This window comes from Nocardioides humi (assembly GCF_006494775.1).
Classification (GTDB): domain Bacteria; phylum Actinomycetota; class Actinomycetes; order Propionibacteriales; family Nocardioidaceae; genus Nocardioides; species Nocardioides humi.
Map to the genome: position 1 here is coordinate 4,119,161 of NZ_CP041146.1, position 23,378 is coordinate 4,142,538.

Here is a 23,378-nt window from a genome sequence, read left to right on the forward strand (position 1 = left end):
TCCGGGGATCCCTCCAGCTCGCGAAGATAGCGCGATGTTGAGTGGAACAGACTCAACTTTCCTGATGTTGGGGTAGTAACTCGATCATCCCAACGACACAGGAGAGACTCTGCACATGAGCCAATTCGGGGCCGACAAGTTCACCACGCGCAGCCGCGAGGCGATCGAGGCCGCCCAACTCGCCGCGACCACGGCGGGCAACACCACCGTCGAGCCGATCCACCTGCTCGTCGCCCTGCTGCTGCAGCAAGATGACACAGGCGGTAGCGCGGCCGCCCACCTCGTGCACAGAGCGGGCGTCGACGTGAGCGCGCTCGTCCACGCGGCGTCCACCGCCCGCGACGCCCTGCCGCGCGCCAGCGGCGCGACCGTCCAGCAGCCGGCCGGCTCGGCCGCGCTGACCCGCGTCCTCGCCTCCGCGCTCGACCTCGCCCGGTCGATGAAGGACGAGTACGTCGCCACCGAGCACCTGCTGATCGCGCTGGCCACCGTCGAGTCGTCCGCGCAGACGGTGCTCACCGACGCGGGCCTCGACGCCGACTCGCTGCGCGAGTCGCTCACCGCTGTCCGGGGCAACCGCCGCGTCACGTCGCAGGATGCCGAGTCGACGTACGAGGCGCTGGAGAAGTACTCCGTCGACCTCACCGCCGCCGCCGAGGAGGGCAAGCTCGACCCGGTGATCGGCCGGGACCAGGAGATCCGCCGGGTCATCCAGGTGCTGAGCCGTCGTACCAAGAACAACCCGGTGCTGATCGGCGAGCCCGGCGTCGGCAAGACGGCCGTCGTCGAGGGCCTCGCCCAGCGCGTGGTCGACGGCGACGTCCCCGACTCCCTCAAGGGCAAGCGGGTGCTCTCGCTCGACCTGATGGGCATGGTCGCGGGCGCGAAGTACCGCGGCGAGTTCGAGGAGCGGCTCAAGGCCGTGCTCGACGAGATCAAGCAGTCCGAGGGCCAGGTCATCACGTTCATCGACGAGCTGCACACCGTCGTCGGCGCGGGCGCCGGCGGCGACAGCCAGATGGACGCGGGCAACATGCTCAAGCCGATGCTGGCCCGCGGCGAGCTGCACATGATCGGCGCGACGACGCTCGACGAGTACCGCGAGTCGATCGAGAAGGACCCCGCGCTGGAGCGCCGCTTCCAGCAGGTCTTCGTCGGCGAGCCGTCGGTCGAGGACACCATCCAGATCCTGCGCGGCATCCAGGAGAAGTACGAGGCCCACCACGGCGTCCGGATCACCGACGCCGCGCTGGTCGCCGCCGCGACGCTCTCCGACCGCTACATCAGCGGCCGGCAGCTCCCGGACAAGGCGATCGACCTCGTCGACGAGGCCGCGTCCCGGCTGCGGATGGAGATCGAGTCCTCCCCGGAGGAGATCGACCAGCTCCGCCGCCAGGTCGACCGGCTCAAGATGGAGGAGTTCGCGCTCGCCAAGGAGTCCGACGCCGCCTCCGTCGACCGGCTGGAGGCGCTGCGCGCCGACCTCGCCGACAAGGAGGAGTCGCTGCGCGGCCTGGAGGCCCGCTGGGAGCGGGAGAAGTCCGAGCTCGAGGGCGAGGGCGCGCTGCGCCGCCAGCTCGACCAGCTCCGGATCGAGGCCGAGCGACTGCAGCGCGAGGGCGACCTCGGGCGCGCCAGCGAGATCCTCTACGGCCAGATCCCCGTTCTGGAGGAGCAGATCAAGGCCGTCGAGGCGGTCGAGGACAGCGAGTCGCCCGAGGACAAGCTGGTCGGCGAGGAGGTCGGGGCGACCCAGATCGCCGAGGTCGTCGAGGCCTGGACCGGCATCCCCACGGGCCGCCTGCTGCAGGGCGAGACCGCCAAGCTGCTCGACATGGAGCAGGTCATCGGCGCCCGCCTGATCGGGCAGGCCGAGGCGGTGCGCGCGGTCAGCGACGCCGTACGACGGGCGCGGGCCGGGATCTCCGACCCCAACCGCCCCACCGGCTCCTTCCTGTTCCTCGGCCCCACCGGCGTCGGCAAGACCGAGCTCGCCAAGTCGCTCGCGGACTTCCTGTTCGACGACGACCGCGCGATCGTGCGCATCGACATGAGCGAGTACTCCGAGAAGCACTCCGTGTCCCGCCTCGTCGGCGCCCCTCCCGGCTATGTCGGGTACGACGAGGGCGGCCAGCTCACCGAGGCGGTCCGCCGGCGCCCGTACTCCGTGGTCCTGCTCGACGAGGTCGAGAAGGCGCACCCCGAGGTCTTCGACATCCTGCTGCAGGTGCTCGACGACGGGCGGCTGACCGACGGCCAGGGCCGCACGGTCGACTTCCGCAACACGATCCTGATCCTCACCTCCAACCTCGGCTCGCAGTTCCTGGTCGACCCGGCGCTGTCGCCCGAGGTCCAGAAGGAGTCGGTGCTGGGCATGGTGCGGGCGTCGTTCAAGCCCGAGTTCCTCAACCGGCTGGACGAGATCGTCACCTTCGACGCGCTGACCCGCGAGGATCTCGCGCAGATCGTCGAGCTGCTGCTGCGCTCGCTGGAGGCCCGCCTGTCCGCCCGCCGGATCTCGCTCTCGGTGACCCCCGGGGCGCGGGAGTGGCTGGCCGACGTGGGCTACGACCCGGCGTACGGCGCACGGCCGCTGCGCCGCCTGATCCAGACCGCCATCGGCGACCCGCTCGCGCGGATGCTGATCGGTGGCGAGGTCGCCGACGGTGGCGCGGTCACGGTCGACCGGGGCGAGGACGGGCTGGTGCTCACCACCGCCTGAGGTCTGGCCGCGCGCTCTGCGGCGAGGGGCCGACGCTCAGCCCGGCGCGGAGCCACCGGGGCGGGGCAGGCGGTCGAGCCGGCGGCGATGGGCGGCGATCGCCTGCGTCGTCGTCTCGACGCCGAGCGTCGACCGGGCCGAGGCCAGCCGCCGGTCGGCGGTCCGGCGGGCGAGGTGCAGTCGCGTCGCGGCCGCCCCGAGGCCGACGCCGTCCGACAGCAGGTCGAGGAGGCGGCGCTCGACGGCGCTCAGCAGCGGACCGGGATCGCCGATGCGGTGGTCGAGGCGGCCCAGCCGGCGCAGGTCGTCGCAGAGCCGATCCACGGTGGCGCGCTCGGCGCGGGCGTCGACCAGCAGCCCGGCGCCCTCGACCGCCGCGAGGACGGCGAGGGCGGCCGTGGCGTCGTCGGTGACCGCGAGCGACCAGACCCGATCGCCCGACCGCGCGGACGCGGTGAGGTCCTCGGTGACCTCCCACCCGAGCGAGACCAGCTCCGCGTGGGCATCGGCCAGCACCTCGGCCGGTCCCTCGACGACCACGAACGGAAGGCTCACGGAGCGTCCTCGGTGACCAGCCGGACGAGATGGGCGCGGTTCTCGGCGCCGAGCTTCGCCCGGGCGTTGGCCAGCAGGGTCTGCACGGTCCGGCGCTGCAGCCCGAGCCGGGAGCCGATGTCGGCGTCGGTCAGGCCGTCGGCCACCAGCAGGGAGACCTCGTGCTCGCGCTCGGTGAGCGGGGAGTCGCCGCTGCGCGCCACCACCGCCGAGCGTCGTACGCCGAGCAGCCGCAGCGAGCGCTCGCAGTGGACCCGGATCGCCACCATGCCGTGGCTGCGGGACTCGTCCTCGGCCGCGATCAGCGCCGCCTCGGCGGCGGGGTCCGCGGCGAGGCGGAGCGCCTCGCCGACGAACCACAGGCAGCGCACCATCCGGGGGACGAACCCGTCGCGGTACCGCTCCGCCGCGATCCGGAAGTGCCGGGCCGCGGCGGTGAAGTCGTCCCGACGGACCGCGTCGATCCCGTCGAGCTCGGGCGCCACCCCGGAGAGCATCCCCGTCTCGGGCAGCAGGTCCGGGCGACGCGGCGCGGGCTCGCCCAGTGCCCGCGCGGTCCACGCCCGGGTCGGAGCGACCATGGTCCGGCTCAGCTGGGGGAGGTCGTAGCGGTCGAGGGCGGCGAGCTGCTCGGCGGCGAGGTCGCCGCGCAGGGCGTCGAGGTGCGTCTCCGCCAGGATCCGGTGCACCTCGACCTGGCCGCGCTCGGTGGAGGTCGGGGGACCGGAGGCCAGTCGCGCCAGCCCGTCCTCGACCTGCCCGGTCTGGAGCTCGGCCTCGGCGAGGATGCAGTGCAGGTCGACCTCGACCAGTGCCGGCAGCCCGGGTGCGCGGAGCAGCTCGGGGACGCCGTCGATGATGGCCGGGTAGTCGGCGAGGCTGTGCAGGAGCTCGAAGCGGTGGAACTCGAAGTTGCGGCGGATCGCCACCAGGCGGAGGGCGTCGAACCGCGCGGCCGTCTCGTCGGCCAGGGCCAGCCCCTCGGCCAGCGGACCGTAGGACTGGTACGCCTCGACCCAGTTGCTGGCGATGCGCCATTCGCGGGCGAGGTTCCCCTCGGCGCGCGCCCGGGCCAGCGCCCGGGGCATCGCGTCGCGCCAGCGGTCGTCGCCCGAGACCAGGAGCGTGTCGGCGAAGGCCTTCAGGGCGGCGGATCGCTCGGCGTCGACCTCCTCGGCGCGCGCCATCGCGCGCTCCGCCACCCCCAGCGCCTCCGCCATGCCCTCGGGGCTGCCGGTGGTGGTGAGGATCGCGTAGTTCAGGTCCATCAGCGCCAGCACCTCCTCGCCGGTGCCGGGCGCGGCCAGGTCCGCCATGCGCGCGGCGAGGCCGGGCAGGGCGGCGGTGTCGCCGACATGAACGGCCTGCGCGTAGCGCTGCCGGGCGACGCGGAAGCGCAGGTCCGGTCGATCGGGCAGCCCGTCCAGCAGCGAGGCCGCGACGTCGAGCAGGTCGACCGCGCTCGCCTCCTCCGCCGCGCGCAGCCGGAACTCCGCGCCCTCGACCGGGTCGACGCACCGCGCCGCCGTCCCCAGGTGCGCGATCCGCTCGCCGGGCGTGAGCGCCTCGGCCACCGCGCGCATGGCCGCGGCATGAGCGGCCTCGAGCTCGCCGGCCGCCAGCAGGTGGCGGGCTCGCTGACCGGGATGGGTGAGCAGGTCCGCGAGCCGGCGATGAGCCCGCAGCTGGCGCTCCTCGGTGAGGAGATCGTCGATGACCTCGCCGATCAGGGCGTGCCGGATGGTGAGCGACCCGTGCTCGTGCACGACGATGCCGGACTCGACCAGGCCGGCCGCGTCGTCGAGGTCGGTCGCGGCGAGCGGCTGGCCCGCGAGCGCCAGCAGGGCGAGGTCCTCGACCTGCGGCTCCGGCAGCTGCCGGCAGCGCGCGAGGACGGCGCGGTGCAGGGTCGCGATGTCGGCGTCGGCGTCGGCCAGCTCCTCGAGCAGCAGCGGGTTGCCGCCGGACCGCTCCACCAGCGAGGTCACCTCGCTCGGCGTCAGTGCGGGCCGCAGGCGCCGGACGAGCTCGCCGGCGTCCGCGGGCTCGAGCGGCTCGAGGTTCAGCCGCCCGAGTCCGGCCGCCGTCAGCTGCTCGAGCGGGTCGGCGGCGCCCGGGTCGCCCCGCCGGACGGTGGCGACCAGGCGAACGCGTCCGACGAGCGCGTGCAGGACCCGACGGGTGTCGGGATCGGCCCACTGGACGTCGTCGACGTGCAGGATGTCGTCGCCGAGCGCGCGCTCGATCCGCTCGGCGGCGTACTCGGCGTCACCGGCCCAGCACTCGTCCGGGAGGTCGTCGCCGAACGCCCGCCGGAAGGCGAGGTACGGCGCCCAGGACAGGGTCGCCAGGCACCCGCCCTCCCGCACGCGCCGTCCCGCCAGGGCGGCGTGGACCAGCGCGGTCTTGCCCACCCCGGTCTCGCCGAACACCACGATGCCCGCCGGGCTCGCGGTGAGCGAGGCGCGCACCGCGTCGACCTCGTCCTCCCGCGCCACCAGCAGCGTGCCCACGCCCGGAGGGTATCGAGAAGGGCTTGCTGAAGGGCGCGTTCACGTGGCGCAGAAGCACGATGCGCTGCGAGGAGCGCACGGATCAGGGTGGGCGGGCGCCACCGCGCCGTTGTCTGCCCACCCCTCGAGGAGTCTCGATGTTCCCCGTCCCATCTCGCCGCCGTCGTGGCCGGCACGCGATCCGCCGACTGACCGCCGTGGTGGCGCTGGCCCTGGGGCTCGTGATCCCCGTCGTCACGCCCGGGACGGCGCACGCGGCGGACGACTGGATCGTGGGCACCTCGCAGCAGTCCACGATCCTCAACTGCCCGTCGATCGTCTGGGGGACGCCGTACCCGGAGCCCGGCATCCATGCCGTCAACGCCTACCACGGGACCCTGGGAACCTCGCCGAGGGTGGGGCAGACGTCGTACATGACGACCGTGCTGACGCGGATCGGGACGCACTGCGACACGCCGTTCGCGTTCCCGAAGTTCGTGCTGCCCTCGGGGGTGGTCTTCGACACCAGCGAGCCGATCGAGTGCTACTACAAGCCTCCCCAGGGGACGCAGGCGCCGGTGACGAACGGCCAGGAGTGCCCGCAGTGGTCCGCGATCGCCGCCGACGGGAGGTACACCAGCACGAAGTCGGGGTGGTACGGCGGGTGGCCGCTGCCGAGCAACACGAACGGCTACAACGACTCCCAGTGGGAGTTCGTCGTCCCGATCAAGGCGACGAGCGTGCAGAACGGCAGCGTCATCCGTTCCGAGGTCGACGTCGCCGACGGCAACGACAACCCCACCCTCAGGCCGCAGGTGAGCTTCTACGCTCCGACCGCCCCGTCGGGCGCGCCTCCCGGCGTACCGTCGCTGAACAGCGTCCAGGTGTTCCCCTCCGCCACGAGCGTGAGCGTCGGCTTCACCCCGCCCGCGAACGACGGCGGGTCGGCGATCACCGCCTACCGTGTCGAGTGCTTCTCACAGGACGGCGGGGTCACGGGCAGCGCCACCGGTCCCAGCTCACCGATCACGGTGTCCGGGCTCACTGCCGGCAAGCGGTACAGCTGCCGGATGCAGGCGCAGAACAGCGTCGGTTGGGGGTCCTGGTCCGCCGGGTCGCTGTCCTTCCCGATGGTGCCGCCGACGCCCTCCGCCCCGGGCGCGCCGACCGATCTGGTCCTCACCGAGCTGGAGCTGACCAAGATCCGGGCCACCTTCACCCCGCCGGCGTCGACCGGTGGCAGCCCGATCAGCAGCTACTGGGTGCAGTGCTGGCAGGAGGGCGACAACCACGTGCCGGCGGGATCCTCGGAAGGCCCCGGCACCACGCACACCGTCTCGGACCTGATCCCCGGCCGGCGCTACAACTGTCGGGTGAAGGCCACGAACGCGGCCGGCGTGGAGGGAGCGTGGAGCGGTTACAGCAGCATCGCGCTCGGCGCCACCCCGCCGGGAGCGCCGAGCGGCGTGACGGCGACCGCCACGTCGGCGACGACCGCTGGGGTGACCTTCGCGGCGCCGGCCGCCAACGGCGGCGACACCATCACGGCGTACGGCACCGAGTGCGTGTCGAGCGACGGCGGTGCCAGTCGGACGGCGTTGTCGGCGGCGTCGCCGGCAACGGTGTCCGGGCTGACGCCCGAGAGGCAGTACCGCTGCCAGGTGCGGGCGCAGAACAGCAAGGGCTGGGGCGCCTGGTCCGGGCTCTCCGCGAGCTTCACCACGCCGGCGGCGCCGGCCGGTCCGGGCCAGCCCGGCGACCCCGGGGCACCCGGCGCACCCGGCGCCCCGCCGGCGGCGACCCCCGGATCCTGGACCACCCTGGACGAGTCGGCGCTGAAGCGGAAGGGCAGGTGGAAGGCGGTCAAGGGCGCCGGCTATCACCAGGGTGGTGCGCGGACCGCCAAGAGACCCGGCGCGGCCCTGGTGACGAAGGGCAAGGTCGGTGCCGCCGGGCTGGAGCTCGTCGCCACCACGTGCAAGAGGTGCGGCAAGGTCGTCGTGTACTACGGCAAGAAGAGGATCGCGAAGATCTCGCTGAAGTCCGCGAGCACCCGGCACGGCCAGGTCCTCCCGATCAGGAGCTGGTCGGCGACGCAGAAGGCGAAGAAGATCCGGATCGTGGTGGTCGGCAGGAAGAAGGTCACCATCGACGCCCTCCGCATCCGTACGACGTGACGCCCGGCCGGGCCGGCCGCCGCCGGTCCGGGCGGGTCGCGGCGGGGCTGGGCCGGTCTGGTGGAATGGAGCCATGAGCCAGGAGCAGCCCCGCCCGGGACAGGCGACGCTGGCGGGTGCGCTGATCGTCGGCGGGTCCGTGTTCGTCGTGCTCGCCGCCTGGCAGCGGATCTCCTCCCTCCACACGCTGGAGGTCCAGGAGGAGCTCCAGCGGGTCCTGACCGAGCCGATGACCGCCAACCTCGGCCTGAGCGTCGACGGCCTGGCGACCGCGATCCGCATCCTGTGCCTGGTCGGCGCGGGTGCGGCGACGGCGTCGGCGATCCTCGGCATCCAGGTCTTCAAGCGCTCGGCGGGCGCGCGGGTCGCGCTCACCGTGCTCGCGCCCTTGCTGTTCGTCGGCGGCCTGGCGACGGCCGGCTTCCTCGCGCCGATGGTGCTCGCCGGGATCGCGCTGCTGTGGCTCCAGCCGACCCGGGACTGGTACGCCGGACGCCCGTGGATCCAGCGCTACGAGGAGCGGCGTGCCGCCCGGCTCGCCGCGCTCCGGCCACCGGGGGCGCAGGCTCCGCCCGGGACGCCGGCGCCGCCTGCCGTCGTACCCCCGTCCGGTCCGGCGCCGCTCCCGCCGCCGGGTGCCCGGGGTCGCGTGGACCGCGGCGCCCGCCCGCCGGCACTGGTCGCCGCGTGCGTGCTCACCTGGATCGCCTCCGGCCTGGTCGTGCTCGCCCTGGCCCTGGTCGGGACCTGGGTGGCGCAGCACCGCGAGCAGGTGTTCGCCGACGTCGTCCGCGACCAGCCGTCCTGGCTCGACACCTCGCAGGTGACCGAGGCGGACGTCGTCGCGAGCGTCTACCTGCTCCTCGGCGGGGTGGCCGCCTGGGCGCTCGGCGCGGCGGTGCTCGCCGTCCTCGCCCTCGTCGGGCAGAACTGGGCCCGGATCACGCTGGCGATCTCGGGCGGGTGCGCCGCGCTGCTCGCGCTGCTGCTGTCCCTCGGGGTCTGGCCGCTGGTCATCCTCGTGGCGATGCTGGCCGGGAGCACCTGGCTGCTGATCCGGCCCGAGGTCGCCCGGTGGTACGCCGGGCGCTGAGCGTCGGGCTCGATCTCGGGCTCAGGCGCGGGCCCGATCTCGGGCTCAGGCGCGCAGGTCGGCCGCGCCGAGCCGGCGGACCGCCTCGGCGATGACCGCGGGCTGCTTGCAGAACGCCCAGCGCACCAGGTGGCGGCCGCTGCCGGGCGCGTCGGGGTCGTCGTAGAACACCTCCGACGGGATCGCCACGACACCGGCGCGCTCCGGCAGCGCGCGGCAGAAGTCGCTGCCGCTGGCCCAGCCGAGGTCGGTGACGTCGGTGGTGGCGAAGTAGGTGCCCTCGGGGAGGTAGGTCGTCAGGCCGGCCGCGCGCAGCCCCGCGACGAGCTGGTCGCGCTGGGCCTGGAGATCGCGCGCGAGGGCCGCGGGGAAGGCGTCGCCGGCGTCGAGCGCCGCGGCCACCGCCGGCTGCAGGGGAGCGCCGGAGGTGAAGGTGAGCCACTGCTTGGCCGCGGTCACCGCCGCGACCAGCTCCGCCGGACCGGTCGCCCAGCCCACCTTCCAGCCGGTGACCGACCAGGACTTCCCGGCGCTGGACAGGGTCAGCGTCCGCTCGGCCATGCCGGGCAGGGTCGCGATCGGCACATGCCGCCGGCCGTCGAAGGTGAGGTGCTCGTAGACCTCGTCGGTGACGACGAGCAGGTCGTGCTGCCGGGCCACCCGGGCGACGGCGGCGAGCTCGGCGGCGTCGAGCACCCGGCCGGTCGGGTTGTGGGGGGTGTTGAGCAGGATCAGCCTGGTCCGGTCCGAGACCGCCGCCTCGAGCTCGGCCGGGTCGAGCCGGAAGTCCGGCGCGCGCAGGGTCACCGGGCGTCGTACGCCGCCGGCGAAGTCGATCATCGCCGTGTAGGAGTCGTAGTACGGCTCGAGCACCACCACCTCGTCGCCCGGGTCGACCAGCCCGAGCAGCGCGCCGGCGATGGCCTCCGTGCAGCCGGTGGTCACGACGACCTGGGAGTCGGGATCGAGGTCGATGCCGTAGTGGCGCCGCTGGTGGCGGGCGATCGCGTGCCGCAGCGCGGGGACGCCGATGCCGGGTGCGTACTGGTTGGCGCCGCCTCGGAGCGCGTCGACGGCCGCGCCGATGATCTCGGGCGGGCCGTCGGTGTCGGGGAAGCCCTGGCCGAGGTTGACCGAGCCGGTGCGGACGGCGAGCGCGGACATCTCGGCGAAGATCGTCTCGCCCATGCCGGCGACGCGATGAGCTGCAGGGTGCACGGGAACCGACCCTACTGCCGGAACACCTCCCGGAAGTCGAGCTCGACCTCGTCGTGCCCGGGCACCGTGACGGTGGCGGTCGGGCTCGCCTCGGTCACGCGCGCCACCTCGACCCATTCGCCGTCGGTGAGCTGGTTGACCTCGATGGACGGATCGTCGTCGGGGTCGACGATCCAGTACTGCTGAATGCCGGCAGAGGCGTACTCCGGGCCCTTGCGGATCAGGTCCTCGCTCCGCGTGGTCGGGGAGAGGATCTCCACGACGATCAGCGGCGGATCGTCGGTGCCCTCGATCCAGGGACCGGTCGGAGTGCGGACGGTCAGCGCCAGATCAGGCCTGCGCATCCGGTTGGCGGGCAGCCAGGTGTCCGCCTCGGTCCCGCCCCACAGGTCGGGGAATCGAGTCCGGAACCAGTGGGCGAGCTCGTACTGCAAAGACGCGTGTCGCGAGACGGGAGCCATGGTGTAGATCACCGCCACCCCGTCGACCCACTCGGCCTTCGGCTTGTCCGGCAACGACCGGAACTCCTCGAAGGACATCGGGATCCGTTCGATGCCGGGTGCGCTGACCGGGGTGAGGGCGGACATGGCTTGCCTCGCGGGGTAGGGGACAGGCAGTGACACATCGGTGCTCCTTCCATGATGACCCGAGAACGGGAGGGAGACCAAGCATGGCGTGAGGGTCCGACGACAGCCCGCGTTGTCCACAGGCGCCCGGAAGGCAATAGCCTCAGGACTCGTGACGACCACCGACACCGCCCTCGCCGCCGACATCGACGCCACCTGCCGCCTGACGGGCGAGTTCGTGCTCCGCTCGGGTCAGGTGAGCAACGAGTACTTCGACAAGTACCTCTTCGAGGCGGACCCGCTCCTGCTCGCCCGGGTCGCGCGCGAGGTCGCGCAGCTGCTGCCGGCCGACGCCGAGCTGCTCGGCGGCCTGGAGATGGGCGGCATCCCGATCGCGACCGCGGTGAGCCAGCTCGTGGGGCTGCCGGCGGTGTTCGTGCGGAAGAAGGCCAAGGAGTACGGCACCGCCAAGCTCGCGGAGGGCCCGTCGTACGACGGCCGCAGGGTCGTGCTGATCGAGGACGTCATCACCACCGGGGGAGCCGTGCGCGACGCGACGAGCGCGCTGCGCTCGGGCGGTGCGGTCGTCGAGACGGTGGTGTGCGCGATCGACCGCAGCCCGGCGGGGGAGAACCCGCTGGCGGACGTCGGGCTCGAGGTGCGGGCCGTGCTGACGAAGGCGGAGCTGGACGCGGCCCGGGCCGCCGCCCGGGGCTGATCCCGCGGCGGGGCGCCCGTCACATCAGCCCCATCGGTCACGCCGGTGGGGCTCTTCATGCGCTTGTCAGGTGTTGCAACCCCTGACAAGCGCATGGATCCCCGGACATCCGGGGATCCATGCAGCCGGGCTCAGCCCTCCCCGCGCGCACCAGCGATGTTGACCAGCCAGTCGACGCCGTACTTGTCCCTCAGCATCCCGAAGCTGTCGCCCCAGGGGGCCGGGGCCAGTGGCTCGTGGACGGTGGCGCCCTCGGAGAGGCCCGCCCACCAGGCGCGGAGGGTGTCGCCGTCCTCGGCGGGGCCGCTGATGCTGACCTGCTGCGTCTGCGGCTCACCGGGCACGTGCGAGGGGTGGTCGGCGCCCATCAGGAGCACCGAGTCGGACACGCTCAGCGCGGAGTGCATGACCCAGTCGGCCTCGCCCTCGGCCTCGGCCACGCCCGCCGCGGTGCCGCCCATGTCGGCGAACGTCATCACGCTCAGCTCGCCGCCGAGGACCGACTGGTAGAACTCCATCGCCTCGCGGGCCTGGCCGCGCCAGTTGACGTAGGGGGCGAGGTGGATCGCCATGGCTGCTCCCGGGTGTCGTGGTGGACTCGATACCGGGGCAGACTGTCACCTCGAGATGAACTCATCGCTCCTCGACGACTGAACGCTCGGGGCGGCCTCGGGGGCGGGATCGGGGCTCGTCGCGAGCCCCTTGCGCCGCTTCGCGGCGGGCCGCTTGTGCCGCCACCACTCCCATCCGAGTGGGATGGCGGAGAAGGCGAGGATGGCGAGCGTGACGTAGTCGATGTTCTCGCCGAGGGCCGGGATCGCGGCGCCGAGGAAGTAGCCCAGCAGCGTGATCGACACGACCCACAGGACGGCGCCGATCGCGCTCCAGGTGAAGAAGCGCCGGCGGTCCATCAGGGTGACGCCGGCGACGACGGTGATGTAGGTGCGCACGAACGGGACGAACCGCCCGATCACCAGCGCCTTGTTGCCGTGCTTGTCGAAGAAGGCGCTGGTGTTGTCGAAGTACTTCCGCTTCAGGATCCGGCCCTCGCGCTCGTACAGCGGCGGGCCGAGCTTGCGGCCGATCTCGTAGCCTGCGACGTTGCCGGCGAAGGCGGCGATGATGAGCAGCACGCAGGCGATGACGAGCTCGACGGGCTCGTTGGAGATCCCGATCACGGAGTAGCCGGTCTTGTTGCTGCCCGCGATGAACAGCCCGAGCGCGAACAGCAGCGTGTCGCCCGGCAGGAACGGGAAGAAGAGCCCGCACTCGACGAACACGATGCCGATCGCGATCCAGATGAACATGGTGCCGTACTCGTGCTGCAGCCATTCGGGGTCGAGCCACTTGATTCCGAGCAGCATCGGCACGACGAACGGGGTCGCGACCAGCGAGTTCACGACGCCACGCTACCGGCCGCGGCCCAACGGGGTGACGGTTAGGGTGCGATCCGTGGACGAGCCCGTGGACGAGGAGGCGCGCGCGCCGTACGACCCGATGCCCCACGGACGGCCCGAGGTCGGCGTCGGTCCGTGGGACGGGCCGTGGCCGGAGGGGCCCGGAAGCGAGGTGTACGACGCCGCGCTGCTCCGCGACGGCGACCGCCGCAATGTCGTCGACCGCTACCGCTACTGGTCGATGGAGGCGATCGTCGCCGATCTCGACCGGCGCCGCCACGGCTTCCACGTCGCCATCGAGAACTGGCAGCACGACTTCAACATCGGCACCATCGTCCGCTCCGCCAACGCCTTCCTCGCCGCCGAGGTGCACATCGTCGGCAACCGCCGCTGGAACCGCCGCGGCGCGATGGTCACCGACCGCTACCAGCACGTCCGGCACCACCCGAGCGTCGCCGACCTCCAGGCCCACCTGGCCGCCGCCGGCGTACCGCTGCTCGGCATCGACAACCTCCCCGGCTCCGCCCACCTGGAGACCATGGAGATCCCGAGCGGGTCTGCTTCCTCTTCGGTCAGGAGGGGCCCGGCCTGTCCGCGGCCGCGCGTGAGGCCTGCGACGGCACCTTCTCGATCGCCCAGTTCGGCTCCACCCGCTCGATCAACGCCTCGGCGGCCGCCGCGATCGCGATGCACGCGTGGGTGCGCCAGCACGCCGACCTCGGCGGGGACGAGGCCTGGCGGGGATGAGGGCCGTCACGCCGGCTCCGGCGCCTCCAGCCGGTGCCGGAGCGCGCTCAGCCCGCGCGAGGTGTGGCTCTTGACCGTCCCCTCGGCGATGCCGAGCTCGGCGGCGACCTCCGCGACCGACAGGCCGAGCCAGTGGCGCAGGAGCACGACGGCCCGCTGCTGGGCGGGCAGCGTCTGGAGCGCGGCGACGAGCGAGTCGCGGTCCTCGACGTCGAGGCCGGGGGAGGCGGCGACGTCGGGCAGGGCGTCGGTCGGCAGCTCCCGGCGTACGGCGCGGCGGGACTCGTCGATGGCGGCGTTGAGCAGGATCCTGCGGGCGTAGGCGTCCTCGGTGCCGTGCCGGGTGACCCGCGGCCAGGCGACGTACAGGCGGACCAGCGCGGTCTGCACCAGGTCGTCGGCGCGGTGCCAGTCGCCGCACATGCCGTAGGCGATCCGGCGGAGCTGGTCGCGGCGGGCGGTGGCGAACTCGACGTACGCCGCCTCCCGGTCCGCGCGCCTCACCGGTCGCCCCCGTCGGCGTCGGTGAAGGCCAGCGCCCGCTGGTGCTCGAGCCAGCCGGCGAGGGTGTCGTAGCCGGACTCGGTGTCCGTCTCGGCGATCCCGCCGCCGGCCGACGTGCGGGGTTGGCCGGTGGAGGACGTGAGACGCCAGAGCACGACCCACGTGGTCGTGGCCCCCTTGCGCAGCCCCAGGCCCACCGAGTCGGCGATCGGGCCCCCGCCGTCGGCCGTGTCCCTGCCGGTCACCGGGTCCTCGATCCGCTCGACCACCTCCCAACCGCTGCGCACCAGGATCGTGTCGTCGTCCTGCGGGTCGTAGCCCGCCGGGGACTCGTCGACGAGCCCGTCCGTCGAGCCCAGCCCCTCGGCGGAGACGCCGGGTGCGACGGCGACCACCAGCGTCCGCTCGGCGCCGTCGAACCGGGTCGTCGCGGCCCAGCCCGCACCGCCGGCGACCAGCGCGAGCGCCAGGGTCGCGCCGGCCGCGGCCAGTCGGCGACGTCGTACGGCGCGGCGGCCGGTGGCGATCGTCGTACCGACGTCGAAGGTGGGGGCCGGCGGCGGGCCGCCGAGCTCGGCCTCCAGCCGGTCGATGATGTCCTGCACGGGGTCCTCCGTTCTCGGGTGGTCACTCAACCAGGGATACGCGCGCCGACACCGATCGGTTGTCGCGGTAGGTTGAGGCGGACGTAACCGGACCCCGTGCAGGAGCCAGCAGCATGCCCATCGCCACCCCTGAGAAGTACGCCGAGATGCTCGACGCCGCGAAGTCGGGCGCGTTCGCCTTCCCGGCCATCAACGTCACGTCCTCGCAGACCCTCAACGCGGCGCTCAAGGGCTTCGCGGACGCCGGCTCCGACGGCATCGTGCAGGTGTCGACCGGTGGCGCGGAGTATCTCTCCGGGCCGTCGGTCAAGGACATGGTGACCGGCTCGGTCGCCTTCGCGGCGTACGCCGCCGAGGTCGCGAAGAGCTACCCGGTCAACATCGCGCTGCACACCGACCACTGCCCGAAGGACAAGCTCGACGGCTTCGTCCGCCCGCTGATCGCGATCTCCGCCGAGCGGGTGGGCCGGGGCGAGGCGCCGCTGTTCCAGTCGCACATGTGGGACGGCTCCGCCGTACCGCTGGACGAGAACCTGCAGATCGCCGAGGAGCTGCTCGCCGCGGCCGCGGCGGCCCACATCATCCTCGAGATCGAGGTCGGCGTCGTCGGCGGCGAGGAGGACGGCATCGTCGGCGCGATCGACGAGAAGCTCTACACCACGCCCGAGGACGCGCTCGCCACCGTGCGCGCGCTCGGCGCCGGCGAGAAGGGCCGGTACCTGACCGCCCTCACCTTCGGCAACGTCCACGGCGTCTACAAGCCCGGCAACGTCAAGCTGCGCCCGGAGATCCTGCGCGACGCCCAGGCGGCGGTCGTCGCCGAGCTGGGTCTCGCGGCCGACGCGAAGCCGTTCGACCTCGTCTTCCACGGCGGATCCGGCTCGACGGCGGAGGAGATCGCCGCCGCGGTCGACTACGGCGTGGTGAAGATGAACGTCGACACCGACACCCAGTACGCCTTCACCCGCCCCGTGGCCGACCACATGTTCCGCAACTACGACGGGGTGCTGAAGGTCGACGGCGAGGTCGGCGACAAGAAGTCCTACGACCCGCGCGCCTGGGGCAAGGCGGCGGAGGCCGGCATGGCCGCGCGCGTCGTCGAGGCCGCCGAGAACCTCCGCTCGGCCGGCAAGTCCGTCGGCTGACGGTGGCTCCGGAGCTTCCCACCGCGGCCGACGTCGACCGGGCGGCCGCCCTGCTCGGCCCGGTCATCCCGCCGACGCCGCTGCAGCGGGCCGACCGGCTCTCGGCGCTGACCGGGCTCGACGTCTGGCTCAAGCGCGAGGACCTCACCCCCGTCCGCTCCTACAAGGCCCGCGGCGCGTACACCGTGCTCGCCGGGCTGTCGGAGGAGGAGCGGTCCCGGGGCGTCACCTGTGCGAGCGCGGGCAACCACGCGCAGGGCGTCGCCTTCGCCTGCGCCCGCGCCGGGGTCCACGCCACGATCTTCCTGCCCCGCACCACGCCGCGGCAGAAGCGCGACCGGGTCGCCGCGCTCGGCGGCGACCAGGTCGAGGTCGTCATCGCCGGGGAGGCGTACGACGACGCGGCGGTCGCCGCCTCCGACTTCGCCGCCGCGTCGGGAGCGACCGTGGTCCCGGCCTTCGACCACGCCGGGATCGTCGCCGGCCAGGGCACCGTCGCCGCCGAGATCCTGGCCCAGGCGTCCGACCTGGGCTGGGCGCCGGACGCGCTGGTGCTGCCCGTCGGCGGTGCCGGCCTGATCGCGGGCTGCCTCACCGTCCTCGGCGAGCGGCTGCCCGGCGTACGCGTCGTCGCCGCCGAGCCCGCCGGCGCCGCCTCCCTCGCCGCGGCGCTCGCGGCCGGTGGCCCGGTCGAGCTCGAGACCGTCGACCCGTTCGTCGACGGCGCCGCCGTACGCCGCGTCGGCGACCTCACCTACCGCGCCGTCGCCGAGGCCCGCGCGCTCGTCGACCTGTCGGTCGCGGCCGTGCCCGAGGGCCTGATCTGCGTCGAGATGCTCGACCTGTACCAGGTCGACGGCATCATCGCCGAGCCCGCCGGCGCCCTGGCCCCCGCCGCGCTCCGGCTGCCGGCGGCGGGTGGACTCGCCGATCTCGCACCCGGCAGCCGGGTCGTCGTGGTCGTCTCCGGCGGCAACAACGACGTCTCCCGCTACGCCGACATCGTCGAGCGGGCGCTGGTCCACGAGGGGCTCAAGCACTACTTCCTGGTGGAGTTCCCGCAGGAGCCGGGCGCGCTGCGCCGCTTCCTCGACCACGTGCTCGGCCCCGACGACGACATCACGCTCTTCGAGTACACCAAGCGCAACAACCGCGAGACCGGCCCCGCGCTGGTCGGCATCGAGATGCAGTCGGCCGACGACCTCGCCGGGCTGCTGGCCCGGATGGAGGAGTCGCGACTGCGGGTGGAGAAGGTGCCGCCGGACAGCCCGCTGTTCGGGTTCGTGCTGTCCTGACCGGAGGCCGGCCACGCGGCTCCTCAGGTCAGGGCGCCAAGAGGTCGTCGTCCCGACCGGGGGACGTGCCTGACGCACGTCGGCGCCACTGGGTGGGCGTGCAGCCGAAGGCCTGGCGGAACCGCCGGACGAAGTGGCTCGCGTCGCGGAACCCCCACGTATGCGCGATGGCCTCGATCGTCACCTGGCTGCGCTCAGGCGACATCATCGCGGCCCGGGCCCCGTGGAGCCGCCGCTCGATGACCCACTGCTCGAACGAGATCCCCGCCTCGGCGAAGCGTGCGTACCCGTACCGCCTCGAGACGTTCAGCCGGACCGCGACCTGTCCCAGGGTGAGTGACGGGTCGCTCAGATGCCGGCGGGCGTAGGCCAGCGCGCTGCTGACGAAGGTCTCGGCGAAGGCGTCGCGGAGACCGTCGCGTGGCCGAGCGGCGGAGACGAGGAGCGCGCGCACCAGCTCGATGCCGCTCTGCTCGGCCGCGGAGGCCGCGACCGGATCCTGCGAGATCGGCTCGATGTGCCGGAAGAGGTCGTGGAGGTAGCCGCGGACGACGGGGTAGAGCGGACTGTGCTCGAGATGGCGCGATCCCTCGAGGATCACGTCTGGGGGCAGTGCGAGCAGGTCACGCGGGAGCTGGAACAGGGTGCCGGAGCCGTGCTGCGGCTGATGGAAGCTCTGCACCTGCTCGGAGTCGATCACCGACAGGTCACCGCTGCCCACCACCCTCCGTTCGCCGAGGTACTCCAGCTCGCCGCCGGAGACGATGGGCAGGCTGAGCAGTGCCGACGGATCACGGGCGATCAGGGAAGGCGTCCGTGACAGGCGGAAGCTGGAGGACGACGTCTGGACGACGGCGCAGGTGCCCAGGGGGAAGTAGTCGAGGCTGGTCGTGAGGGTGCCGCCCGCCTGGTCGCGGGGGACCTCGAGCCGGCTCGCCCACAGGTTGGAGGCATAGGCGTCGTGCAGCTTGTCCAGCCGGTCGTCCGGCGCGAGGAGTCGTGAGTCGTAGAGGCGCAAGGCAACCACTCCGCCCAAGAGGAACGTCCGCGTGCCGACGAGCATGCGTGGTGAAGCAGAACCTAGGTCCGCCCGGTTCGGCGGTCAAGGTGCTCGTGGTCGAGGCCCCGGCCGCTCGACGTCCCATCGTGCACGCAGGACGGGGATCGTGCACGCACAGCACACCGCTGGATCACGCACGGACCTAGCATCGGCGCGACGCCGTTCCTGCTCAACCACCGAGGAGCTCTCGATGTCCGACGACGTGGAGTACCAACCGGCCACCGCCGACCTCGCCGAGGTCGCCGCCGCCAACGAGTCCGGGCGGCAGCCGGTCGTGTTCGTGCACGGTCTGTGGCTGCTCGACTCCAGCTGGGACAGGTGGGCGGCGTTCTTCGAGGACGCCGGCTACGCGGCCGTCACGCCGGGATGGCCCGACGACCCGCCCGACGTCGTCGTCGCGCGCGAGGACCCGACGGTCTTCGCGAAGAAGAGCATCGGCGACATCGCCGCCTACCAGCAGACGATCCTCGACGGCCTGGACCGCAAGCCCGTGCTGATCGGCCACTCCTTCGGCGGCCTGCTGGTCCAGATCCTGGCCGGCCGCGGTGCATCGCTGGCCACCGTCGCGATCGACCCGGCCCCCTCCCGCGGCGTCCTGCCGCTCCCCGCCGCGGCGCTGAAGGCATCCGCTCCGGTCCTGACCAATCCGGCGAACCGGCATCGCGCCGTCGCGCTGACCTTCGAGCAGTTCCGCTACGGCTTCGCGAACGCCGTCGACGAGGACGAGGCCCGCGCCCTCTACGACAGCTGCCACGTCGCCGGGTCGGGTGTGCCGGTCTTCCAGGCGGCTTTCGCCAATATCAACCCGCACACCGAGGCCAAGGCGGACAACAAGGCGAGCGATCGCGGTCCGATGCTCGTCACCGCGGGCGAGCTGGACCACCAGGTTCCTCCGGCGATCTCGCGCGCGACATACGAGCGCCAGGCGAAGAACAAGTCGGCGGTCACGGAATACGTGGAGATACCCGGCCGCGGCCACTCGCTGACCATCGACAGCGGATGGGAAGAGGTCGCCCTGCTCAGTCTCGACTTCGTCAGGCGGTTCGCGAGCTGAGCAGCGCCGCTCGGGTCAGTGGGCCCCGAACCCCTCGTGCCGTGGCTTCTCGTAGAACAGCACGGCGACCAGCCCGACGGCGTACATGATGGCGGGCAGCCAGAGCGACTGCTGCATGGCCTTGCTGAACAGCTCGGCGATGTGGGGGTCGGGGATCTTGGCGGCGCCGGCCTCGCCGTGGGCGGCGGCGCCGGGGAGGTAGTGGGCCAGACGGGCGTCCATCAGTACGGCGATGGCGGCCGCGCCGAGCACCGAGCCGACCTGGCGGACGGCGTTGAAGACGCCGGCTCCGGCACCGGCGAGGTGCATCGGGAGGTTGCGGTTCGCGGTCGCCGCGGTCGGCGCCCAGATGAAGGCGTTGCCAATGCCGATGACCGCCATCGGGGCGGCGATCTCCCAGACCGCGATGCCGGGCTCGAGACGCCACAGGAGCAGCAGGAAGCCGACGAGGCTGATCGCGAACCCGAAGCCGAGGACCTGACGGGGGTGCAGGCGGTCGGTCAGCTTGCCGACGGGCTGGGCCAGGAAGATGGACATCACGGCCATCGGCAGCATCAGCAGGGCCGCCTCGGTGGGCGAGTCGCCGCGCACCGCCTGGGCGTAGAGCATGAGCGGGAAGCCGAAGGACGCGCCGATCGAGCCCATGCAGGCGATGGCGACGTTGGAGACCGAGAAGTTGCGGTCCTTGAACAGGCTCAGCGGCACCAGCGGCTCGGCCCGGTTGAGCCGCTGCCAGACGACGAAGGTGACCAGCAGCGCGAGGCCCCCGGCGATCATCGCGATGATCCAGGGCGCCCACTCCATCTGGTGGCCCTCCTGGATGCCGAAGCAGAGCAGGAACATGGCGACGCCCGAGAGCGCGACGCCCAGCCAGTCGAACCGGTGCTCGTGGGTCGGCAGGGCGGGGACCAGGCGCCACGCCATCGCGAACGCGACCAGGCCCACCGGGAGGTTGATGAAGAAGATCCACTCCCAGCCGAGGCCGTCGGTGAGGACGCCGCCGAGGATCGGGCCGACCACCATGGCCACGCCGGCGGTGGCGCCCCAGACCGCCATGGCGCTGCCGCGCTGGGCCGGCGGGAAGATCCGGGTGATGATCGCCATCGTCTGCGGCGTCATCATCGCGGCCCCGAAGCCCTGCACGACCCGGGCCAGGATCAGCGCCTCGACGGTCGTGGTCAGGCCGCACCACAGCGACGCCAGGGTGAAGACCGTCAGGCCGGCGAGGTAGAGGTACTTCGAGCCGAACCGGTCGCCCAGTCGTCCGGTGATCAGCACCGGCACGGCGTACGCGAGCATGTAGGCGCTGGTCACCCAGACGACGTCGTTCACCGACGCGTCGAGGTCCTCGATGATCGTCGGCGTCGCCACGGTCACGATGGTCAGGTCGACCAGGATCATGAAGAACCCGATGACCAGGGCCCACAGGGCCGGCCAGGGATTGCTCTCCGGGGTGGGGGCGGCGCTCGACGCCGGGGAGGTGGGTGCGCTCTGGGTCACGGAGAGAGTCAACACCCGGGCACCGACATCCTGTTCCCCGCCGCCACAATGGAGCCATGAGCATCACGCCCGGCACCGACCTGATGGCCGGTCCTCCCCCCACGCACCTGCCCGTCGACCCCGCCGAGGCCCTCCTCGCCGAGGGCCAGGCACCCGCCGCCGTCGTACGCCGCCTCCCGTCGTCGCCCCTCGCCTGGGCGAGCCTCGCCGAGCAGGCCCGCGACGAGGGTGCCGACGACGTCACGGTCTACGCCTACGCCCGCGTCGGCTACCACCGCTCGCTCGACCTGCTGCGCCGCAACGGCTGGAAGGGCCACGGGCCGGTCCCGTGGGAGCACGAGCCCAACCGCGGCTTCCTGCGCGCCCTCGCCCTGCTGGCCCTGGCCGCCCGCGCGATCGGCGAGGCCGACGAGTGGGAGCGCTGCTCCACGTTCCTGCGCGACTCCAGCCCGACGGCGTACGACGAGCTGCTGGCCTGACTCCGCGAGCGGCGGCTCAGCGGCGGCTCAGCGGCGGGCGGACCGCCACAGGTCGCGCGCGAGCGTGCTCAGCGCGGCGCCCAGCGAGGGCAGCCACAGCCGCATGTCAGGCCCGGACGGCGAGGTAGGCGGCGACGAGCAGCAGGATGATGCCGAGGGCGGCCGCGATCGGCAGGTCGCTGGGCCGTGAGGCGCGGTGCGCCCGGGTCGCCGCCGGCCGCTCACCCGCCGGGACGGGGGCGGTCGCGCGGTGCTTGTGGGTCAGCTGGTTGGTCCGCATGAGATCTCCTAGTCCGAGACGTACACCTGACCGGACGGAGTCGGCGGTGGTTCATCACGCGGATTTCGGAGATTTCCGGGCGCGGCGGTCAGGGCGCGAGCAGGGAGCGCACCTTCTCCGGCCCGAGGGCGGCGAAGAGCGTGGGCAGCCGCGGGCCGCGCTCGGCGCCGACGAGGAGGTTGTAGAGCAGCCGGAAGAACGCCTTCTGGTCGGCCTTCACCTCGTCGGTGGGCGCGTCGTCGACGGCGAGGCCGCGGGCCAGCTTGGGTACGCCGTAGATCAGCGTGGTCAGCTCGTCGCCGGTCGTCGGGGCGTCGAACGAGGCGGGCAGGCCGTCGAGCAGCAGGCCCAGCCAGCGGGACTCGTCCTCGGTCAGGCCGGCCAGCCGCTCGGCGTCGGCGGCGGCGCGGACCGTGGTGCGGTCCTCCGGGTCGACGTACGAGGTGATCCAGGTCGCCGCCTTCGTCAGCCGCGGCTCCAGGTCCGCCTCGGGAGCGCCGACGGTGCGGGCGGTGATCTCGCGCGAGCCGGCGGTGACGTCGGCCACCGACGACAGCATCCGGAACGGTACGACGACCGCCGGGGTCGGCAGCGTCCCGGCGGTCGAGGTGGCCGAGGCCCGCTCCCAGGCGAGCACCGCGGCGTCCCGCTTCTCCGGGATCGCGGCCTTCCGCGTCAGCGCGTCCCATTCGTCGTACAGCCGCAGGACCTCCTGGCCGAAGTCGACGTTGAACGCCTGCTTCGGCTGCCGCCGGACGTACAGCCAGCGCAGGATCGGGGCCTCCAGGATCCGCAGCGCCTCGGCCGCGGTGGGGACCCCGCCCTTGGACGACGACATCTTCGGCATGCCGGCGACGCCGACGAAGGAGTAGCCCACGAACGACGGCGCGGTGCCGCCGAAGACCGGGCCGACGATCTCCTTGCCGACCGTGTACGACGACCCGGGCGAGGCGTGGTCGACGCCGCCGGGCTCGAAGTGCACGCCCTCGAACGTCCACCGCATCGGCCAGTCGACCTTCCAGACCAGCTTGCCCTCGTCCTGCGTGGCGACATTCGTGACATAGGAGTCGCCGCACACGTCGCAGGTGTAGGCGAGATCGGTGGTCGCGTCGTCGTAGGAGGTGAGGGTGACCGTGTCGCGGCCGCAGCCGCGGCAGTAGGGCTTGTAGGGGAACCGGGACAGGTCGCCCGAGGCCGAGCCCTCGTCGTCCTCCTCGCCCTCCGCCTTCTTGGTGCGGAACCGCGCCATCACGGTCTCGATCTCACCGCGCTTCCGGATCGCGGTGAGCACCTGCTCTCGGTAGGCGCCGGAGCGGTACATCTCGGTCTGGCTCACCTCGACCATGTCGCAGCCCATCTCCGCGAGCGCGGCGCGCAGCGGCGCCTTGTAGCGCTCGGCCCAGCTCGGGAACTCAGCCGTCGGGTCGGGGACCGCCGACAGGGGCCGGCCGATGTGCTCGTTCCACGCGGGGTCGACGCCGGCGGGGACCTTGCGGAACCGGTCGTAGTCGTCCCAGCTGTGCAGGTGCCGGACCTCGATCCCGCGCCGCCGGATCTCCTCGGCCACGAAGTGGACGGTGAGGAACTCGCGCAGGTTGCCGAGATGGATCGGCCCCGACGGGCTGATCCCGGACGCACAGGTCACCAGCGCGGGCAGGGTGCCGCCGTTGACGGTCTCGGCGTGCCGGAGCGCCAGGTCGGCGGTCCGGGTCACCCAGTCGCCGGGGTCCTGCTGGCCGCCCTGCTGGTTGCGCTGTCCTCGTGCCACGGC

The 23,378-nt window shown here is 72.8% G+C and carries 20 protein-coding genes and 1 pseudogene; 9 read left to right on the top strand and 12 right to left on the bottom strand.

The window, feature by feature from the left end; all coding sequences use genetic code 11:
* The first annotated feature begins 115 nt into the window (after positions 1-115).
* Entirely contained in the window at positions 116-2,722 is a 2,607-nt protein-coding gene (gene clpB / locus FIV44_RS20030; protein WP_141005989.1) for an ATP-dependent chaperone ClpB, read from the top strand.
* Between the two features lie 36 nt (positions 2,723-2,758).
* On the opposite strand, the gene FIV44_RS20035 is transcribed toward clpB, so the two are convergent.
* Together FIV44_RS20035 and FIV44_RS20040 are read right to left on the bottom strand one after the other, a co-directional pair.
* On the bottom strand, positions 2,759-3,277 hold the full coding sequence (locus tag FIV44_RS20035) for a helix-turn-helix domain-containing protein (protein WP_141005990.1): 519 nt from the start codon (positions 3,275-3,277) through the stop codon (positions 2,759-2,761).
* Complete coding sequence (locus FIV44_RS20040; protein WP_141005991.1) at positions 3,274-5,790, bottom strand: LuxR C-terminal-related transcriptional regulator; 2,517 nt, start codon at positions 5,788-5,790, stop codon at positions 3,274-3,276. Before FIV44_RS20040 ends, FIV44_RS20035 begins: the two co-directional genes overlap by 4 nt.
* A gap of 137 nt (positions 5,791-5,927) precedes the next feature.
* Here FIV44_RS20040 and FIV44_RS20045 point away from each other — a divergent pair, with 137 nt between their 5' ends.
* Both FIV44_RS20045 and FIV44_RS20050 read left to right on the top strand, forming a co-directional pair.
* Entirely contained in the window at positions 5,928-7,946 is a 2,019-nt protein-coding gene (locus FIV44_RS20045) for a fibronectin type III domain-containing protein (protein ID WP_141005992.1), read from the top strand.
* 73 nt (positions 7,947-8,019) lie between these two features.
* On the top strand, positions 8,020-9,039 hold the full coding sequence (locus FIV44_RS20050) for a hypothetical protein (RefSeq protein ID WP_141005993.1): 1,020 nt from the start codon (positions 8,020-8,022) through the stop codon (positions 9,037-9,039).
* 45 nt (positions 9,040-9,084) lie between these two features.
* Here the strand turns inward: FIV44_RS20050 and FIV44_RS20055 are convergent, their stop codons facing one another.
* Positions 9,085-10,257, bottom strand: a complete 1,173-nt coding sequence (locus FIV44_RS20055) for a pyridoxal phosphate-dependent aminotransferase (protein ID WP_281285750.1) — start codon at positions 10,255-10,257, stop codon at positions 9,085-9,087.
* Between the two features lie 11 nt (positions 10,258-10,268).
* Complete coding sequence (locus FIV44_RS20060; protein ID WP_181410705.1) at positions 10,269-10,844, bottom strand: Uma2 family endonuclease; 576 nt, start codon at positions 10,842-10,844, stop codon at positions 10,269-10,271.
* Between the two features lie 151 nt (positions 10,845-10,995).
* Here FIV44_RS20060 and pyrE point away from each other — a divergent pair, with 151 nt between their 5' ends.
* Positions 10,996-11,541, top strand: a complete 546-nt coding sequence (pyrE, locus tag FIV44_RS20065; RefSeq protein ID WP_219996102.1) for an orotate phosphoribosyltransferase — start codon at positions 10,996-10,998, stop codon at positions 11,539-11,541.
* Positions 11,542-11,672: 131 nt separating this feature from the next.
* Here the strand turns inward: pyrE and FIV44_RS20070 are convergent, their stop codons facing one another.
* Positions 11,673-12,113, bottom strand: coding sequence for a VOC family protein (locus FIV44_RS20070; RefSeq protein ID WP_141005996.1), 441 nt, complete (start codon positions 12,111-12,113; stop codon positions 11,673-11,675).
* A 45-nt stretch (positions 12,114-12,158) separates the two neighbouring features.
* Positions 12,159-12,941, bottom strand: coding sequence for a DedA family protein (locus FIV44_RS20075; protein ID WP_246086511.1), 783 nt, complete (start codon positions 12,939-12,941; stop codon positions 12,159-12,161).
* Positions 12,942-13,038: 97 nt separating this feature from the next.
* On the opposite strand from FIV44_RS20075, the pseudogene FIV44_RS20080 reads away from it, so the two are divergent.
* Positions 13,039-13,685: pseudogene (locus FIV44_RS20080) on the top strand (TrmH family RNA methyltransferase).
* Between the two features lie 6 nt (positions 13,686-13,691).
* Here FIV44_RS20080 and FIV44_RS20085 read toward each other — a convergent pair.
* Both FIV44_RS20085 and FIV44_RS20090 read right to left on the bottom strand, forming a co-directional pair.
* The gene (locus FIV44_RS20085) at positions 13,692-14,189 is read right to left on the bottom strand and encodes a SigE family RNA polymerase sigma factor (RefSeq protein WP_141005997.1); all 498 of its coding nucleotides are present in this window, start codon (positions 14,187-14,189) and stop codon (positions 13,692-13,694) included.
* Positions 14,186-14,794 carry a hypothetical protein gene (locus FIV44_RS20090; RefSeq protein WP_141005998.1) on the bottom strand — a complete coding sequence of 203 codons (609 nt, stop codon included), beginning with the start codon at positions 14,792-14,794 and terminating at the stop codon, positions 14,186-14,188. Before FIV44_RS20090 ends, FIV44_RS20085 begins: the two co-directional genes overlap by 4 nt.
* A 113-nt stretch (positions 14,795-14,907) precedes the next feature.
* Between FIV44_RS20090 and fbaA the strand changes: the two genes are divergently transcribed.
* Both fbaA and ilvA read left to right on the top strand, forming a co-directional pair.
* Positions 14,908-15,939, top strand: a complete 1,032-nt coding sequence (fbaA, locus tag FIV44_RS20095; protein ID WP_141005999.1) for a class II fructose-bisphosphate aldolase — start codon at positions 14,908-14,910, stop codon at positions 15,937-15,939.
* Positions 15,940-15,941: 2 nt separating this feature from the next.
* Positions 15,942-17,234 (top strand): threonine ammonia-lyase IlvA, encoded by a 1,293-nt coding sequence (gene ilvA, locus FIV44_RS20100; protein ID WP_141006000.1) that lies wholly within the window; start codon positions 15,942-15,944, stop codon positions 17,232-17,234.
* Between the two features lie 28 nt (positions 17,235-17,262).
* Here ilvA and FIV44_RS20105 read toward each other — a convergent pair whose 3' ends face one another.
* Entirely contained in the window at positions 17,263-18,252 is a 990-nt protein-coding gene (locus tag FIV44_RS20105) for a helix-turn-helix transcriptional regulator (protein WP_181410706.1), read from the bottom strand.
* 232 nt (positions 18,253-18,484) lie between these two features.
* On the opposite strand from FIV44_RS20105, the gene FIV44_RS20110 reads away from it, so the two are divergent.
* Positions 18,485-19,348 (top strand): alpha/beta hydrolase, encoded by an 864-nt coding sequence (locus FIV44_RS20110; protein ID WP_141006002.1) that lies wholly within the window; start codon positions 18,485-18,487, stop codon positions 19,346-19,348.
* A 15-nt stretch (positions 19,349-19,363) separates the two neighbouring features.
* Here the strand turns inward: FIV44_RS20110 and FIV44_RS20115 are convergent, their stop codons facing one another.
* Complete coding sequence (locus FIV44_RS20115) at positions 19,364-20,863, bottom strand: DHA2 family efflux MFS transporter permease subunit (RefSeq protein WP_342778839.1); 1,500 nt, start codon at positions 20,861-20,863, stop codon at positions 19,364-19,366.
* Between the two features lie 41 nt (positions 20,864-20,904).
* Here FIV44_RS20115 and FIV44_RS20120 point away from each other — a divergent pair, with 41 nt between their 5' ends.
* Complete coding sequence (locus tag FIV44_RS20120) at positions 20,905-21,327, top strand: DUF3151 domain-containing protein (RefSeq protein WP_141006003.1); 423 nt, start codon at positions 20,905-20,907, stop codon at positions 21,325-21,327.
* Between the two features lie 106 nt (positions 21,328-21,433).
* On the opposite strand, the gene FIV44_RS30680 is transcribed toward FIV44_RS20120, so the two are convergent.
* Together FIV44_RS30680 and lysS are read right to left on the bottom strand one after the other, a co-directional pair.
* On the bottom strand, positions 21,434-21,607 hold the full coding sequence (locus FIV44_RS30680) for a hypothetical protein (protein WP_181410707.1): 174 nt from the start codon (positions 21,605-21,607) through the stop codon (positions 21,434-21,436).
* An 88-nt stretch (positions 21,608-21,695) separates the two neighbouring features.
* Positions 21,696-23,375, bottom strand: coding sequence for a lysine--tRNA ligase (gene lysS, locus FIV44_RS20125; RefSeq protein ID WP_181410708.1), 1,680 nt, complete (start codon positions 23,373-23,375; stop codon positions 21,696-21,698).
* Positions 23,376-23,378 lie beyond the last annotated feature (3 nt).